Source organism: Variovorax sp. YR752, assembly GCF_943372545.1.
The window spans coordinates 1-16,980 of the sequence record NZ_CALRZC010000059.1; the positions used below are offsets into that span (position 1 = coordinate 1).

Consider the following 16,980-nt stretch of genomic DNA (forward strand, 5'->3'; position numbering starts at 1 on the left):
CGAAGGCCTGCAGGCCTGGATGGACGGCCGCACCGAGCCGGCCGGCATGCCGCGCCACGCCGACTTCGTCGCCGGCATCCGCGAGGCGCTGGACCACGTGCGCGCCGCCCATGAGGGCGCGGTGCTGATCGTCTCCAGCGGCGGGCCGATCGCCACCGCGGTGGCCGACGTGCTCGGCGCGCCGAACGACACCGCCATCGAGTTGAACCTGCGCATCCGCAACAGTTCGGTCAGCGAGTTCGTGTTCAGCCCCAAGCGGCATTCGCTGCTCAGCTTCAACACCTTGCCGCACCTCGCCGGGCCGGAACAGGCCGGCTGGATCACCTACAGCTGAGGCTCGCCGGCGCTCCGCCGAGCGGCTTGAGCCGGGTCAAGACCAGCATCCGGCGAGCAGCATGCCGGCGAGCGAGCGGGAATAGTCGTCGCGGTCACCGGCCCTGCGTTGCCGCGAGGGGTGGTGCATCAATGAGAATGCGTCAGCCCGTCGCGTGGGTTGCATCGGCCGCCGCGAGTGGGACAGCCCTCGCCGCCATGCCCCAGGTTCCCGTCTCACCCGCACTGCGCTCGCTGTTCGACACCGTGGCCACCCACCTGCAGGCGCAGGACATGCCACGCGCGCTCGATGCGGCCCAGCGCGCGCTGGCCGCGGCGCAGACGCCGGCCGAACGTGCCGGTGCGCAGTACTGCATGGCCAGGTGGCACTACATCCGCGGCGAGCTGGACATCGCGATCGGGCTCGCCGCCGACGTCTGCACGACGGCGGCCGACGCAGACGCGCCGATCTGGCTCGCACGTGCGAGAACGCTGCAGGCGCGCTGCCTGAACGCCGTCGGCGAGTCACCATCCGCGCTGGACCTGACGCTGCTGGCCATGCAGGGACTGGCGACGGCCGAACCCGACAGCGACGGGCTGGACGAGGCCCGTCAGGCCGCGACCATCGCCCTGGGCGTCATCCATCTCGACCTCGGCGACCTGCCGGCGGCCATGCAGTGGTGCGAGCGCGCTGTCGAGCTGGCCCGCCCGTTGCAGAACCAGGCAGCCTACGGCGCCGCCGTCGACACCGTCGCCTGTGTGCACAGCGCCATGGCGGCGCGAGCGCGCGACGCCGGCGATGCCGCGCTGGCCGAGCAGCACGAGCGCATCGCCATCGCCCGCTCCACCGAGGCTGTGCAGGTGGCCCATCGCATCGGCCATGTCGACTACGAATCGAGCGCGCTGCTCAATCTGGCCGAGTCGCTGACGCTGGTGGGCGAGCCGACACAGGCCCTGACCCTGCTGCAGGACTGGGCACGGCAGCACCCGGAGCTGCTGCCGCGCCAGCGCTCGCACCTGCACGACTCGCTCGGGCTGATCCACCTGGCGATGGGTCATCCCGCGGAAGCAGTGCCGGTCTTCGAGTCCGCCCTGGCAATCAACGACGACCGGGTGCACCGCGCGACCATCACCGAGCATCTGTCCACGGCCCTGGAACGCTGCGGCCGCTGGCAGGAGGCCCTGGTGCGACACAAGGAGTTCCATGCGCTGCATGCCCAGGTCAGTGCGGAACGGGCCCAGCGCAACGCCCGCGTCGCGGCGCTGCACCTGGACGCCGAGCAGGAGCGCGCACGGGCACGTGTGCTGACCACCAGCAACGACCAGCTGCGCCGCCGCGCCGAGGACCTGCAGCGCATGACCGTGGAGGACCCGCTCACCGGGCTGGCGAACCGCCGCCACATCGATGCCCTGCTGTCCGGCCCGCAGGACGGCCACTGGCTGGCCATCGTCGACGTCGACCACTTCAAGCACATCAATGACAACCACTCGCACGCCGTCGGCGATGCCGTGCTGCGCGTGCTGGGTGCCATCCTGCGCGACAACTGCCGGCCGACCGACACGGCCGGGCGGCTGGGCGGCGAGGAGTTCATCGTCCTGTACCGCGGCGAGCCGCCGGCCGGCCTTCCGGCCGCCGAGCGCCTGCGCCAGCGCGTGGCCGCGCACGACTGGTCAGCCGTCGCGCCGGGGCTTCAGGTCACGGTGAGCATCGGTCTGGCCCACGCCACCGAGGCCGCCGACGGTGCAGCCATGCTGGCGCTGGCCGACCGGCGGCTGTATGCGGCCAAGGGGAGCGGCCGCAACCGCGTCGTCGGCAGCGGCTGAACCTGACGGCTGGGGGAGCCTTGGCTCACCGGTTGGCGAAAGGGGGCCGGTGCGTGAAAAGATGTTCACAAAGTCGGCCCGGCTGCCGACGTTGCCGCCTGGGGCGCTGCTCCGCGCGGACGCGCAACGGCACAATGCGGCGATGGATGTCGAACCGGAGTCGGGCGCCGTGCAGGCTCATGGTGGCGACACGGAGACGTTGCTCCTGGCCCGCTGGGCGGACCGGCTGCCCGACCTGGTCGTCCTCGTCGACGCGGATGGCACGCTGCGTTACCTGAATCCCGCGGCGATCGCCGCGCTGGGCCGGGGCGCAGAACCTTTCATCGGCCGCACGCTGGTGCAGGCCGGCCTGTTCGGCGCCGAGGCCGACACGCTGCGCGAGCGCGTGCGATCGGCCTTCGCAGCCGCCGTGCCGACCTTCAATCTGACCTGGACGCGCGATTCCCAGGGGATCGCGGTCTACGCAGTGGACATCGTTCCCGACGCCCAGCAGCGCCGCGCACTGGTACACGCCCGCGAAGCCGCCCGACCGGCGAGCGAACCCACCTTCCGCACCCTCACCGAACACCTGCCCGACGTGATCATCCGCTACGGCGCGAACGGTCGGGCGGTGTACTGCAACCGCGAAATCGACGACCAGGTGTCGGTGAGCGCGCTGCGCGTGGTCGGGCACACACCCAGCGAGGCCGCGCCACCTGGCATGCGCGGCGTCGAGGGCTACGAGGCGCAGCTGTGGCGCACGCTGCGCACCGGCGAGCCGGGCACCTTCGAACTGCAGGTGCCCCACCCCGACGGCACGCTGCGCGTGCACAGCGTGCTCTTCTCCGCCGAACGCGACCTGCACGGCACCATCAGCGGCGCCATCGCCGTCGGGCGCGACACGACCGAGCAGGTGCGCATCCGCGAGGCGCTTGCCGCCAGGGAGCGCGAGTTCCGGACGCTGGCGGAAAATGCCGACGACAACATCGTGCGCTGGGACGAACAGGCACGCATGTGCTACACGAACCCGGCCTTCACACGCTTGATGCAGCGCCCGGCCGAACTGCTGCTTGGCCGCACGCCGCTCGATCTGGCCGCCGACGAGCGGTACCGGCCCGTCTTCGCCGCAGTGCAGCGCGTGCTGCGCGGTGACCAGCCCGAGATGCTGGAGCTTCGCCTGGAAGACCCAGGGCGGGCTGCGCAGGTGCACCAGATCCGTTTCGTGCCCGAACACGACGAGCGCGGCGGGGTCTGCGGCGTGCTGGGCATCGGCCGCGACATCACCGAGAAGGCCGCCTACCTCGAGCGGATCGAGGCGCTGGTGCGTACCGACCCGCTGACCCAGCTGCCCAATCGCCAGGCCCTGCTGGAGCGCGCGCCGGCACTGCTGGCGGCGTCGCGGCGCCACGCCCGCATGACGGCCGTGCTGCTGCTGGACCTGGACCGCTTCAAGTCGGTCAACGACGCGCTCGGCCCGGCGGCGGGCGACGAGCTGCTGTGCGAGTCAGCGCGCCGGCTGGCCTCCTGCCTTCGCGCCAACGACCTGCTGGTGAGGCAGGGCGACGACGAGTTCGTGGTCGTCGCACCGGACATCGACAATGCCGAGTCCCTGGGGGCGATCGCCGACAAGCTGCAGCGTGCAGTGGCAGCGCCGCTGCAGTTGCTGGGCCGCACGGTGCAGGTCAGCGCGAGCATCGGCGTCGCCCTGTTCCCCGGCGATGCCGACACGCTCGAAGCGCTGCTGGTCCATGCCGCCAGCGCGATGCAGCACGCCAAGCGCGGCGGGCGCGGGCGCACCGAGTACTACCGCCGCGAGCTGGGCGAAGCCGTGCAGCGCAGGCTGCTGCTGGAGTCGGCGCTGCGCGAGGCCACACGCGGCGCGGGCCTGGTGCTGCACCTGCAGCCCCAGGTCAGCCTGCAGCACCAGGACCGCATCATCGGCGCCGAGGCGCTGCTGCGCTGGCAGCACCCTGCACTCGGTTTGCTGTCGCCCGATGCCTTCATCGCCATCGCCGAGGACAACGGCAGCATCGTCCCGATCGGCCACTGGGTACTGCACACCGCGGCCGAGTCCGCGGTGCGCTGCAACCGCGGCAGGGCCGAACCGATCCGCATCGCGGTCAACGTCTCGACCCGGCAGTTCGTCGGCGACGATGTGGCAGCCAGCGTGGCCCGCGTGCTGGCCGAGACCGGCTGCGAACCGGCCTGGCTGTCGATCGAGATCACCGAGAGCGCGCTGCTCGAGCAGTCGGCGCGCGTACACAAGGCCTTCGACGCCTTGCACGCTCTGGGCGTGCGCATCGCCCTGGATGATTTCGGCACCGGCTATTCGGCGTTGAACTACCTGGCGCGCTTCCCGGTCGATTGCCTGAAGATCGACAAGAGCTTCGTGCAGGGCATCGATCGCAGCACGCGAGAGGCCGAGCTGGTGAAGGCCTTCATCGCGATGGCGTCGGCCCTGAACCTCGGGCTGGTGGCCGAGGGCGTGGAGACCGACGCGCAGGCGGCCTTCCTGCGTGGCCAGGGCTGCCCGCAGGCGCAGGGATGGCTCTACGGCCGCCCCATGCCAGTGGCGCAGTTCGAGACGCTGCTGGCCGGCAAGGCCATGAACGCCTGAGGCGACCATCGTCTCACGCGGCTCCAGGCAGGAGCCGTTCCGCTATACTCGCGGGCTGTCGCCGGTGTAGCTCAGTTGGTAGAGCAGCGCATTCGTAATGCGAAGGTCGGGAGTTCGACTCTTCTCACCGGCACCATCTTCGAAGGGTCCGTCAGTCCATCAGCCTGACGGGCCCTTTGTCTTTGCGGCCGAACAGTGCGGCAGGCCGCGTGATGCCCCGTCCCGGTTGACCGCGCGCTGCGCCGGGTCCAAGCTGCGCACTGGCGGCGCAGCATGGACTTCACGAACGGCAAGATCGTCTTCATCCTCCTGGTGGCCACGCTGCTGTCGGCGGCTGGCGCGCTGCTGCTGGCGCAACGCTACCGCGCAGCGATGCGCCGGTTGATGAGTGCGGAGGCGGAGGCGGCGCCCTCCCCCGCGCCACACGCCACGCAGGCTGCGACGGCAGCATCCGCACCCCTGACCTGGCAGGACAACCGCCGCGCCGGCCGGCGCATCGCATTGCTGCTGGTGCTCCTCTCGGCCTTGCTGTCGCTGAGCAGCGCCGCGCTGTTCCTCGGCGTGGCGATGCTGGATCAGCACGTGCTCACGCCCTCCCGGCTGACCACGCTCGCCGTGCTCAACCTGTGGCCGGTGATTCCCGTGCTCGGTCTGTTGTGGCGCTGGTCACGGTGGCGTGTGGCCGGCGCGCTGCTGCTGTGGTTCGCCGGCAGCCTGGCCTTGATCGCCTGGCGTTCGATCGAGCCGCAGCCGCTGTCCAGCTCGCTGCTCTTCCTCGCCGGCGAGATCGGCGCGCCGATGCTGCTGATCGGTGCGCTGTGCCTGGGCGGCGCGACGCGCGCGGCAGCGCCCTGGCTGCTGCCCTTGCTGATGCTGCTGGTCGGCGCCTCAGTCGCCGGCGCAGACGCGCTGGCCTGGGTGGTCGCGCAGCGGCCACAGTGGCTGCAGCGCCTGCCGGCCGCGATCGATGCGTACGCGGTGATGGCCGCCTTCGTGCTGCTGCCCTGGCTGATCGCCTGGTGGCCGGCGAAGTGGCTCGGCCGCACGCTGGCCCATGCCTACGCGCGCCACTGGCTGTCGGAGCTGATGGTGCTGTTCACCGCGGTCTGGGGCATCGTGCTGCTGCTGCGCATGCTCGGCGCCTGGGGCGACATGGGCCCGGCGTCGATCGTGATGCTCGCACCGCTGGGCTGGATACCGCTGGTGATGGGGATCGCCGCCCGCGTCCATCGCCCCACCGGCCGGCCGCCGACGCTGCTGGTGCTGCGCGTGTTCCAGCGCGATGCGCAGGTGCAGGCGCTGTTCGACGAGGTGGTCGAACGCTGGCGCGCCAGCGGCAACACGCTGCTGATCGCCGGCACCGACCTGGTCGAGCGCACGCTCGATGCCGGCGACATCTTCGGCTTCCTCGACGGCCGGCTGGCCGAACGCTTCGTGCTGCACCCGTCGCAGCTCGAGGCGCGCATCGCCGCCTTCGACCTCGCGCCCGATGCCGAGGGCCGCCACCGCATCAACGAGGTCTACTGCCACGACAGCACCTGGCAGCAGGCGCTGGATGCGCTGGTGGCGGCCAGCGACGTGGTGCTGATGGACCTGCGCAGCTTCAAGGCGCACAACCGCGGCTGCCGGCACGAACTGGGCGTGCTGGCGAGCGCGCCGCGGCTGGCGCGCGTGGTCGTGCTCACCGATGGCGACACGGCGCTGGCGGAGGCGCGCAGCGACGCCGCCGCGGCGCCGGTCGGCCGCTTCGTCTGGGTCGATGGGTCGCGCATCGACGCCGCCAAGCGGCGCGAGGTGCTGCGGGCATTGTTCGTCACCGATACTCGCGCCACCCCCCTGCCCGCGCCCACCTGATGCCCCCTTCCCCTCCGACCAAGAGCGCCGACCTGCGCGGCGCCGCGCGCCTGGCCACCGACGCGACCGCGGGCCTGACCAGCCTGGTCGAGGCGATGCACGAACGCATCGCGCGGCTGCCCGGATCGAACGCGACGCTCGACGGCCGCACCAACGGCATCAGCGGCCTGGTCTACAAGACCATCCGCGGCGTCACGCATGTGGTCGGCGGCAGCCTGGAAGCGCTGCTCGGCTGGGTCGCGCCGGCGCTCGGGCGCTACAGCGATGGCCGCGAGCGCGACGCGATCGTCTCCGCGCTCAACGGCGTGCTCGGCGACTACCTCGTCGCCAGCGGCAACCCGCTGGCCACGACCATGGAACTGCGCCATGGCGGCGCACCGCTGCCGCTCGAACGCGACGCGCTGGCCGCGGCACTGCCGGCGGCCGGCGGCAAGCTGCTGGTGCTGCTGCACGGCCTGTGCATGAACGACCAGCAATGGCAGCGCAACGGCCACGACCACGGCGAGGCGCTGGCGCGCGAACTCGGCTGGACGCCGGTCTACCTGCGCTACAACAGCGGCCTGCACGTGTCGATCAACGGCCATGCCTTCGCGCAGCAGATGGAATCGCTGGTCGATGCCTGGCCGCAGCCGCTGCAGCGCCTGGCCATCGTCGGCCACAGCATGGGCGGGCTGGTGACGCGCAGCGCGCTGCACCATGCCGCGCAGGCTGGGCAGCGCTGGGCCGGGCGGCTCGACGACCTGGTCTTCCTCGGCACGCCGCACCACGGCGCGCCGCTCGAACGCGCCGGCCACTGGGTCGACCTGGTGCTCGGCGCCACGCCCTATGCGGCGCCGTTCGCACGCCTCGGCAAGGTGCGCAGCGCCGGCATCACCGACCTGCGCCACGGCCTGCTGCTCGACGAGGACTGGGTCGGCCGCGACCGCTTCGCGCGCGGCGGCGACCGCCGCCAGCCGGTGCCGCTGCCCGAGGGCGTGCGCGCCTTCGCCGTGGCGGCCAGCCTGGGCGCGCAAGGCGGCACGGTCAAGGAGAAGCTGCTCGGCGACGGCCTGGTGCCGCTGGACAGCGCACTGGGCCGCCATGCCGACCCCGCACGCACGCTGGCTTTCCCGGTCGACCGACAATGGATCGGCTACGGCATGAACCACCTCGACCTGCTGGGCAACGCCGAGGTGTACGCCCGACTGAAGGAGTGGTTGACATGACTCCCCCAAGCTCACTTCGTTCGCGGCCCCCCCGAGGGGCGCTCAGTACCTTCGGAACGGCCGGGCGGTACTGACATGAAGCGCGCACTGTCCGTCCTCGCCCTGCTGGTGGCCGCATCGGCGCGCGCCGAGGATGATCCGGTCAAGTTCGTGCAGTTCGTCGAGGAGCATGCAGCCACCTGCGTGCAGCGCAACGGCACGCAGATCCAGGTGCGCAGCACGCACCCGACGCGCAAGATCAAGGTCTGGTTCGACCGCTACCACATGGGCGTCGGTACCGGCGATCGCTCACGCTCCGAACTCGCACCGGGCGCCGAGCCCGAGCCGCTGGGCTGCTCGCGCAGCGACAGCGGCAAGCAGGAATGGCGCATCGTGCGCGCCACCTTCGTCGAGTAGCGCCCGGCTCTAGAAGCACTCGGGCTGCGGCATCTTCAGGCGGCAGCTCCACAGGAAACGCTCCGCCCCCTGCTTGGCCGAACGGCGGTAGGTGGCAGTCGCCTCGTCGGCGATCGCATCGGGCAAGGGCACGGCCACCGCGGCGCCGCTGCTGTTGGTGTAGAAGTTCAGGAAGCAGGTGCGCTCGGGCTCGCACAGCAGCTTGACCTGGCGGGCATAGGCATCCTCTTGCTTCGCCTGGGCTGGGGGCACGATGACGAAGCGCACCAGCCCCTGCTGGCCGGCCACCGGCCAGGCCTCGTCGGCACGGGCGGTGCCCGCAAGCAGGGTTGCGGCGATGGACAGTGAGAGCAACGCAGCGGTCTTCATGACGCCATGGTAGGCCCTGCGCGCCTCGTGGGAAACGCCGATGGCATGCCCCCGGTGAAGGCGCACCATCGGCGCGTCGAAGTCCCGTGCCGTCAAGGAGGCCCGCCATGGAGAAGAACACCAAGCCGCTGTCACCCGCCGAACAGGCGCTGCGCGATGCCGCGCTCGAGTACCACCGCACGCCGGTGCGCGGCAAGATCTCGGTGACGCCGACCAAGCCGCTGTCCAACCAGCGCGACCTATCGCTCGCCTACTCGCCCGGCGTGGCCTATGCCTGCCTGGCGATCGAGCAGGACCCGTCGCTGGCCCATGAGTACACCTCGCGCGGCAACCTCGTCGGCGTGGTCACCAACGGCACGGCGGTGCTCGGCCTGGGTGACATCGGCCCGCTGGCCGGCAAGCCGGTGATGGAGGGCAAGGGCTGCCTGTTCCAGAAGTTCGCCGGCATCGACGTGTTCGACATCGAGCTCGCCGAGAAGGACCCGGAGAAACTGGTCGAGATCATCGCCGCGCTCGAGCCGACGCTCGGCGGCGTCAACCTCGAGGACATCAAGGCACCCGAGTGCTTCTACATCGAGAAGAAGCTGCGCGAGCGCATGAAGATCCCGGTCTTCCACGACGACCAGCACGGCACGGCGATCATCTCGGCGGCCGCGGTCATCAACGGGCTCGAGCTGGTCGGCAAGAAGATCGGCGAGGTGAAGCTCGCGGTGTCCGGCGCCGGTGCGGCGGCGATCGCCTGCCTGGACCTGCTGGTCGAGCTCGGCATCAGGCGCGAGAACATCTTCGTCTGCGATTCGAAGGGCGTGATCCACGACCGCCGCGAGGACAGGCTCGACGAGTCGAAGAAGCGCTACCAGCAGAAGACGCCGGCACGCACGCTGGCCGACGTGATGGTCAATGCCGACGTGGTGCTCGGCTGCTCGGCGGCCGGCGCGATCACCCCGGAGATGGTCAAGGCGATGGCGCCGCGGCCGATCATCCTGGCGCTGGCCAACCCGGAGCCGGAGATCCGCCCGGAGCTGGCGCGCGAGGCGCGGCCCGACTGCATCATCGCCACCGGCCGTTCGGACTACCCGAACCAGGTCAACAACGTGCTGTGTTTCCCGTACATCTTCCGCGGCGCGCTGGACTGCGGCGCGACGCGCATCACCGAGGCGATGAAGGTGGCCTGCGTGCGCGAGATCGCCGAACTGGCGAAGGCCGAGATCAGCGCCGAGGTGGCCTCGGCCTACGCCGGCCGCGAGCTGCGCTTCGGCGCCGACTACATCATCCCGACGCCGTTCGACTCGCGGCTGATCCTGCGCATCGCGCCGGCGGTGGCCAAGGCCGCTGCCGAGTCCGGCGTGGCGACGCGGCCGATCGCCGACCTCGAGGCCTACCGCCAATCGCTGACGCGCTTCGTCACCCACACCGGCATGTTCATGCGGCCGGTGTTCGCGGCGGCGCGCGCCGAGCCGCGGCGCGTCGCCTACGCCGAGGGCGAAGACGAACGGGTGCTGCGCGCGGTGCAGATCGCGCTCGACGAGAAGCTCGTCAACCCGATCCTGATCGGCCGCCCGGCGGTGATTGCGACGCGCATCGAGCGTGCCGGGCTGCGCCTGGCGGCCGGGCGCGACTTCGAGGTCGTCAACCCCGAAGACGACGCCCGCTTCCGCCAGTACTGGGAGGCCTACCACCGCATCAATGCGCGCAACGGCGTCAGTGCCGACATGGCCAAGGCGGCGGTGCGGCGCTCCAACACCACCATCGGCTCGCTGATGCTGCACCTCGGCGATGCCGACGCGATGCTGTGCGGCCTGGTCGGCCGCTTCGACGCGCACTTCGGGCATGTGCAGGAAGTGATCGGCCCGGCCCCCGGCGCGCGCTGCTACGCGACCATGAACGCGCTGATGCTCGACAAGCACACCCTGTTCATCGCCGACACCTTCGTCAACGACGACCCGAACGCCGAGCAGCTGGCCGACATCGCCGCCATGGCCGCCGAGGAGGTGCGCCGCTTCGGCATCCCGCCGAAGCTGGCCTTCGTCTCGCACTCGATGTACGGCAGCAGCAAGCGTGCCTCGGCGGTGAAGATGCGCGCAGCGCGCGACCTGTTCGTCAAGCGCATGCCGGGCGTGCCCTGTGACGGTGAACTGCAGGGCGACGCGGTGTTCAGCGAGGAGCTGCGCGCCTCGATCGTGCCGGACTCGACGCTCACCGGCGCGGCCAACGTGCTGATCCTGCCCAACCTCGACGCCGCCAACATCCTCTTCAACGTGCTGAAGATGACCGGCGGCAAGGGCGTGACGGTGGGGCCGATGCTGCTCGGCGTGAAGTCGCCGGTGCACATCCTGACGCCGGCGGCAACGGTGCGACGGATCGTCAACATGACGGCGCTGGCGGTGGCCGACGCCGGCGGCCGCGGCCGCGGCTGAGGCCGGCTCAGCCGACGATCCGAAGCGCGGGCCGCTTTGCGGCCTGCACGCTGCCGCGTCCAGCGGACTTGGCGGCATAGCAGGCGGCGTCGGCCTCGGCCAGCCAGTCGGCGGCGCTGGCCGTCTCTTCGCTCAGCGACGCCACACCGAGGCTGGCGCCCACACGCAGCATCTGCCCCTCCCAGCTCAGCGCGATGGCGCTGATCGCCTCGCGCACGTTCTCCGCGATGCGCAACGCCGTGTCGTGCGGGCAGCGTTCGAGCAACAGCGCGAACTCGTCGCCGCCCAGGCGCGCGACCAGGTCGGTGGCACGCACGCGCGAGGTGATGGCCGCGGCCACCGCCTTGAGCATGGCGTCGCCGGCGGCATGACCGGCGCGATCGTTGATCGGCTTGAAGTGGTCGAGGTCGATCATCACCACCTCGGCCGGCATCGAGCGCGGCGACGCCTCGAGCACCCGCTCGAGGCGCTGTGCGAGCAGCTTTCGGTTGGCCAGCCCGGTCAGCACATCGTGGGTGGCCGACCACTCCAGCTGCTCGCGCGTGGCGACCTGCTCGCTGATGTCGGCGATCGTCCAGATGGTGCCCGCCGCGGGGTCGCCGTCGGCCACCGGGCGGCCGCGCAGCTGGCCCCAGAAACACGACCCGTCGGCGCGCAGCATCTGCCACTCGCCGATGTAGGCGCGGCCCTGCTTGAACTCCGCCACCACCTGCGGGCCGAGCGTCATGTAGTCCTCGTTGGAGGCATAGATGCAGCTCGCCGGCTGGCCCAGCAGGTCCGCCTCGGAGCGGCCGAACAGCCGGCAGAACTCCTCGCTGACCAGTTCGAAACGCTTGTCGCGCGTGAAGCAGATGCCCACCGGCGCCGCCGCCATCACCGACGACAGCTTGCGAAGCACCTGGCCGTTGAACGACTCGAGCTGGGCGCGCTCGGCGCCGACGTGGCGCAGCACGCGCGACAGGCGCTCGATCTCGCCGCCGGCGTTCGGCCAGCCGTCGTGGATGTCCAGCGAACCATCGAACAGGTGCTGCGCGCGCCCGGCCAGTTGTCCGAGCGGCCGCAGCAGCCACGAGACGATGGCGAGGATCACCAGCGACAGCAGCGCGACCAGGCCGGCCGCAGCGAGCAGCGCCTCGCGGCGTGCGGCGTGCAGCGGCCCGAGCAGTTCGCCTTCCGGCATGGCGCGCCAGACCAGCCAGTCCGGCCCGGCCACACCGGCCACGCTGACGAGCTCGCCGGACTGCTGCAGCATCAGCCCGGCAGGCTCGACCGGGCTCCCGCTGGCGGCCCAATGCTCATGCGCCTCGGCCAGGCGCGGCTCGCCGACGACCGGCTGCAGCAGGTTGCGCCGCATCGGGTGGGCGAGCACGTGCCCCTGCGCATCGGTGACGACGGTCAGCGAGGTCGCCTCGCCATCGCTGATGCCGGCGATTTCGCCCAGCAGATCCCGGCTGGCCAGACGCAGCGCACCGCCGAGCGCGCCGTAGACCGCGCCGTCGCGCACCAGCGGATGGACGAACACGATGACCGGCTCGCCGGACACCCGCCCCGGCACCGGCTCGGAGATCACCGGCCGCTGATCGCGGAGGGCGCGGCGGAAGTACTCGCGGTCGCCGAGGTTGATGTCGGGCCTGCGCACGCCGGCGTCGTCGGCGTAAGCCACCATGCGGCCATCCGCTGCGGCGACGAAGATGTTGGAGAACATCCCGCGCAGCAGCGGCTTGTTGTCGAGGAAGTTCTTCAGCCGCGCGGCATCCTGCACCATCGCCGGGTCGATCTGGTCGCCACTGGCACGCAGGGCGCGCTGCCGCTCCACCACCCGATCGGAGAGCAGGCCAGCCATGTGCACGACCTCGGCCAGTTCGCGGTCGCGGTGGTGCGTCAGCGTGTCGCGCTCGGCGCGCTGCACCAGCAGCAGCGCGGTCAGCAGCACGCCGGCCGCCATCGCGGCGATCGCCGACAGCGTCACGCGCAGCTTGATCGAGGCCCATGCGCCAGCCAGGCGGCGCCACAAGAAGTCCATGAGTCGGTATCGGTCGATACCGATCAGACTTTAACGTCTACCGATCACTTCTTCGCGCCGATGTGTTGTGCGGAGGTGATTCCCATCGACACGTAGATGCTGGTCAGGCCGTCGACGCCCACGTCGGCCGGCACGACCCAGGCGGCCGGCACATAGAGCAGCCCGCCGCCGACGGGCACCGGCGCGGTCGGCACCAGCACCGCGAGGTAGTCGACCTCGCCCATGCGCACCGGTTCGGGCGTGGACAGCAGCCCGAGCACCGCCGCCCCGCCGACGCCGCCGAAGTGCAGCCACACCGGGCTCATCGACTTGACCTGCGACTCGTCACGCTGCGCGAACAGCTCGACGAACTTCTTCACCATGTCGTAGACGCTGCGCACCACCGGGATGCGCTGCACGATGTTTTCGGTCAGCGCCTCCAGCACCGTGTGCAGTCGGGTCTGCACGAGCAGGCCGAGCGCGAAGATCGCCAGCATCACCGCCAGCACGCCGATCGAGTAGCCGACCACCTCCGAGCCGGTGATGCCCAGCCCGATGCGCAGCAAGCCGCCGCCGACGATGCTCTGCGGGCCGACGTACTCGACCACCAGCCGCGCGCCCCAGACGAAGATCAGCGCCGTGGCAGCCAGCGGCAGCGCTGCCAGCAGGCCGGTGACGAAGACCTTGAGCAGGTGGCGGCCGGTGCGGTTCATGGTGTCGCGCCCGGGCTCAGCCACCGCAGCGGCCGTCGATGAACTCGTGCAGCGCCTGCGCGAAAGCCTGCGGCTGCTCGAGCACGCTGATGTGCGCCGCCTCGAGCATCTTCAGCTGCGCGCCGGCGATGCGCGAAGCGATGGCTTCCGACATCGCCGGCGGCGCACCGGCATCGTGCGCGCCGGCGATCACCAGCGTGGGCAACGTCACGCTGCCGAGGCGATCGAGCCAGTCGACCGAGGCGACCGCGTGACCGCATCCGACGTAGCCGGTCGCATCGCTGCGCAGCAAGGTCTGCCGGGTGCGCTCGACCACCTGCGGCTGCGCAGCGCGGAAGCCCGGCGTGAACCAGCGCTCCATGGTGCCGTCGGCAATGGCAGCGAGCCCGCCGTTGGCGATCGCGGCGAAGCGCTGCGTCCAGGCGGCTCGCGCTTCGTCGGGGTAGCGCGCGCTGCTGTTGGCGATCAGCACGCCGCGCAGCAGCTGCGGGTGGCGCACCGCCAGGCCCTGCGCGACCATGCCGCCCATCGACAGGCCGACGAACACCACCGGGCCGCGGCCCCATTCGCGGATCACCCGCGCCGCGTCGTCGACCAGGTCGTCCTGCGTGTAGGGCCCGGCCGGCGTGGCGGAGCCGCCGTGGCCGCGGTGGTCGTAGCGCAGCACTGCGTGGCGTTCGGCCAGGGTGGCGGCGAGTTCGTCCCACAGGTGCAGGTCGGCGCCGAGCGCATGGCTGAGCACCACCGGCGTGCCCTGCCCCTGCAGCGCCACGCGGATCTGCGGCGCGCTGAAGGTGTGGTGGATGGCCGCGCGCACGCCGGCGGTCAGCGGCGCGGGTGGCGGCAGCAGGCCTTCGTCGCGCAGGATCTTCGTGGTGATCTTGAAGGCGGTGTTGGCCGCCGGCACGCCGCAGTAGATCGCGCCCTGCATCAGCGTCTCGCGGATCTTCTCCAGCGGCACGCCGGCGCGCACCGTGGCCTTGCAGTGCAGTTCGAACTCCTCCCAGCGCGCCGCGGCCATCGTCATGCCCAGCACCAGCAGGCGCCGCGTCACCACGTCCAGCCCCGGGCGGCCCCAGATGTCGAGCCAGGCGTGGCGCGTCACCAGGTCCTGGAAGTCGGCGTTGAACTGCGTGGTGCCGCCGAGCGACTGGTCGACCCACTCGTCGCCGAGCACCGCGCGGCGGTTCTTCACGCCACGCTCGAAATCGTCACTGCGGTCCATCACCGGCTCCTCGTGTTGATCGTTCGCGCCGCGCCTTGCGCTCGATGAGATGGCGCATCGTCGCCAGCGAGGCGAGCTGCAGGTGGATGGCCTTCAGCAGGCCGTCGCGGTGCAGTTCCAGCACCACGGCATCCGGCAGCGCCTGCAGCCGCTCTTCGTCGATCACGCGGAAGCCCTCGACCGTGAGCGTGCGCCCGTCGGGCAGCGTCGCATCGGCCTGCATGGGCTTGAAGAGATCGAGCGCGGCCAGCCGCGCGCATACGGCCCGCGTGCGCTGTGCCTGCACGTCGAAGCTTTCGAGCAGCGCCAGTGCCCGCTGCAGCACCGGCGTCGCCCGGCCCTGCGCGTCGAACAGCGGCTCGCCCTCGACGCTCGACCAGCCGCTCCAGGCGCTGTCGATCAACACCCCGCCGCGGCCGGACACGAACGGGTAGCGTCGGATGAAGGCCGGCACGTAGCGTGCGCGCCAGCGGGTGCCCTCGACGGCGAGGTTCTCGCCCTGCGCCAGGCCGAGCAGCGCCACCGGCGTGACCACCGGCGCGCCCGCTGCATCGACTTCGCCCGAGTGCACGAACAGGATCGGGAACTCCAGCGCCGCCTCCGGCCACTCGTCGACGGCGACGAACACCGCATGCATGCGCGCAGCGATCGACCAGTCGCTCAGCGGCTGGATGCGCAGCGAGGCATGACGCACCGGGTCCAGCGGCTGCGGCGCGCGGTACAGCGCCGACGCGCTGGTCACGCGCCGTTTCCTTCGCCCTCGCCGGGGCGCAGCGCCAGCGCGCTGGCCAGCACCTTGTCGACACGCTTGCCGTCCATGTCGACCACCTCGAAGCGCCAGCCCTCCCACTCGACCGAGTCGGTGGTGCTCGGCAGGCGGCCGAGCAACAGCATCACCATGCCGGCCAGCGTGTTGTAGCGGCCACGGTCTTCCTCGGGCAGCTCCTTCATCTCCAGCCGGTCCTTCAGCTCGGGCACCGGGATCAGGCCGTCGAACAGCCAGCTGCCATCCTCGCGCTTGACCGCCCAGGCGTCCTCGGCAGTCGGCGTGGTGAACTCGCCGGTGATGGCCTCCAGCACGTCGAGCACGGTGATCATGCCCTGCACCTCGCCGTACTCGTCGACCACGAAGACGAGTTGCGTCGACGAGGCCTTGAAATGGTCCAGCAGTTCCATGCCCGACAGCGTCTCGGGCACGAACACCGGCGCCTCCAGGCCCTCGGTGAACGAGAGTTCGCGCCCGGCCATCGCCTGCTGCAGCAGCTTCTGCGCGCTGATCACGCCGAGCACGTCGTCCAGCCCGCCGCGGCACACCGGGTAGCGCGTGTGGCTGTCGTCGACGATCACCGTCAGCAGTTCCTCGCGCGACGAGCTCACGTCGATCCAGACGATCTCGGCGCGCGGGATCATCATCGAGCCGACCTGCCGGTCGTCGAGGCGGAACACGTTGCGCACCATCTGGTGCTCCTGCTCCTCGATCACGCCGGCATCGACGCCTTCGACCAGGCTGGCGGCGATCTCCTCTTCCGTGACGCTGCGGTCCGGCCCGCCGCGGATGCCCAGCAGGCGCAGCGTGCCCTCGGTGCAGAAGGACAGCAGCTTGACGAAGGGCCGGGTGCCGATCGACAGCCAGTCCATCGGCCGCGCCACCAGCCGCGCGACCATCTCCGGGTACATCTGGCCGAGCCGCTTGGGCACCAGTTCGCCGAAGATGATGGTCAGGAAGGTGATGACCACCACCACCATCGCGGTGGCGGAGATCTGTGCCGCACCATCCTGCAGGCCGAAGGTGAGCACGAGCCACTGGGCGAAGGGACCGGAGAAGGCGGCCTCGCCGACGATGCCGTTGAGCACGCCGATCGAGGTGATGCCGATCTGCACGACCGAGAGGAACTTGGTCGGGTCGTCGTGCAGGTCCATCGCGCGGCGCGCACCGTCGTCGCCGGCTTCGACCATCACCTGCAGCCGCGCCTTGCGGCTGGCGGTGAGCGCCATCTCGGACATGGCGAACAGGCCGTTGAGGAGGATCAGGAAGACGAGAAGGGCAACGTCCATGCGGGCGCGCAG

The 16,980-nt window shown here is 71.0% G+C and carries 13 protein-coding genes and 1 tRNA gene; 8 read left to right on the forward strand and 6 right to left on the reverse strand.

The genetic code is table 11. The features are described 5' to 3' along the window. The 7 genes from AAG801_RS15830 to AAG801_RS15860 form a co-directional block, all read left to right on the forward strand. The coding region (locus tag AAG801_RS15830) for a histidine phosphatase family protein (protein ID WP_341889225.1) at positions 1–334 on the forward strand (334 nt) is incomplete at its 5' end. 197 nt (positions 335–531) lie between these two features. Beyond that, the gene (locus AAG801_RS15835; protein WP_341889226.1) at positions 532–2,136 is read left to right on the forward strand and encodes a diguanylate cyclase; all 1,605 of its coding nucleotides are present in this window, start codon (positions 532–534) and stop codon (positions 2,134–2,136) included. 142 nt (positions 2,137–2,278) lie between these two features. Then, the gene (locus tag AAG801_RS15840; RefSeq protein WP_341889227.1) at positions 2,279–4,732 is read left to right on the forward strand and encodes an EAL domain-containing protein; all 2,454 of its coding nucleotides are present in this window, start codon (positions 2,279–2,281) and stop codon (positions 4,730–4,732) included. Positions 4,733–4,792: 60 nt separating this feature from the next. Then, positions 4,793–4,868: transfer RNA gene (locus tag AAG801_RS15845), tRNA-Thr, on the forward strand. A 137-nt stretch (positions 4,869–5,005) separates the two neighbouring features. After that, positions 5,006–6,586 carry a hypothetical protein gene (locus tag AAG801_RS15850; RefSeq protein ID WP_341889228.1) on the forward strand — a complete coding sequence of 527 codons (1,581 nt, stop codon included), beginning with the start codon at positions 5,006–5,008 and terminating at the stop codon, positions 6,584–6,586. Further along, a complete protein-coding gene (locus AAG801_RS15855) occupies positions 6,586–7,791 on the forward strand; it encodes an alpha/beta hydrolase (RefSeq protein ID WP_341889229.1) in 1,206 nt (401 codons plus the stop codon). The genes AAG801_RS15850 and AAG801_RS15855 overlap by 1 nt, the downstream gene beginning before the upstream one ends. Positions 7,792–7,866: 75 nt before the next feature. Then, positions 7,867–8,187, forward strand: a complete 321-nt coding sequence (locus AAG801_RS15860; protein WP_341889230.1) for a hypothetical protein — start codon at positions 7,867–7,869, stop codon at positions 8,185–8,187. Positions 8,188–8,196: 9 nt separating this feature from the next. On the opposite strand, the gene AAG801_RS15865 is transcribed toward AAG801_RS15860, so the two are convergent. After that, positions 8,197–8,556, reverse strand: a complete 360-nt coding sequence (locus AAG801_RS15865; protein WP_341889231.1) for a hypothetical protein — start codon at positions 8,554–8,556, stop codon at positions 8,197–8,199. A 107-nt stretch (positions 8,557–8,663) separates the two neighbouring features. Here AAG801_RS15865 and AAG801_RS15870 point away from each other — a divergent pair, with 107 nt between their 5' ends. Next, positions 8,664–10,973: an NADP-dependent malic enzyme gene (locus tag AAG801_RS15870; RefSeq protein WP_341889232.1), complete on the forward strand. Its 2,310-nt coding sequence runs from the start codon at positions 8,664–8,666 to the stop codon at positions 10,971–10,973. A 7-nt stretch (positions 10,974–10,980) separates the two neighbouring features. Here AAG801_RS15870 and AAG801_RS15875 read toward each other — a convergent pair whose 3' ends face one another. The 5 genes from AAG801_RS15875 to AAG801_RS15895 are packed head-to-tail and all read right to left on the reverse strand — an operon-like array spanning position 10,981 to position 16,968. Continuing rightward, a complete protein-coding gene (locus AAG801_RS15875; protein WP_341889233.1) occupies positions 10,981–12,996 on the reverse strand; it encodes a diguanylate cyclase in 2,016 nt (671 codons plus the stop codon). A 44-nt stretch (positions 12,997–13,040) separates the two neighbouring features. Continuing rightward, positions 13,041–13,688: a DUF502 domain-containing protein gene (locus AAG801_RS15880; protein ID WP_341889234.1), complete on the reverse strand. Its 648-nt coding sequence runs from the start codon at positions 13,686–13,688 to the stop codon at positions 13,041–13,043. 16 nt (positions 13,689–13,704) lie between these two features. Then, entirely contained in the window at positions 13,705–14,913 is a 1,209-nt protein-coding gene (locus tag AAG801_RS15885) for an alpha/beta fold hydrolase (RefSeq protein WP_341889235.1), read from the reverse strand. After that, positions 14,900–15,655 (reverse strand): SapC family protein, encoded by a 756-nt coding sequence (locus tag AAG801_RS15890; RefSeq protein WP_341889236.1) that lies wholly within the window; start codon positions 15,653–15,655, stop codon positions 14,900–14,902. Before AAG801_RS15890 ends, AAG801_RS15885 begins: the two co-directional genes overlap by 14 nt. Continuing rightward, positions 15,652–16,968: a hemolysin family protein gene (locus AAG801_RS15895; protein WP_341889237.1), complete on the reverse strand. Its 1,317-nt coding sequence runs from the start codon at positions 16,966–16,968 to the stop codon at positions 15,652–15,654. The genes AAG801_RS15890 and AAG801_RS15895 overlap by 4 nt, the downstream gene beginning before the upstream one ends. Positions 16,969–16,980 lie beyond the last annotated feature (12 nt).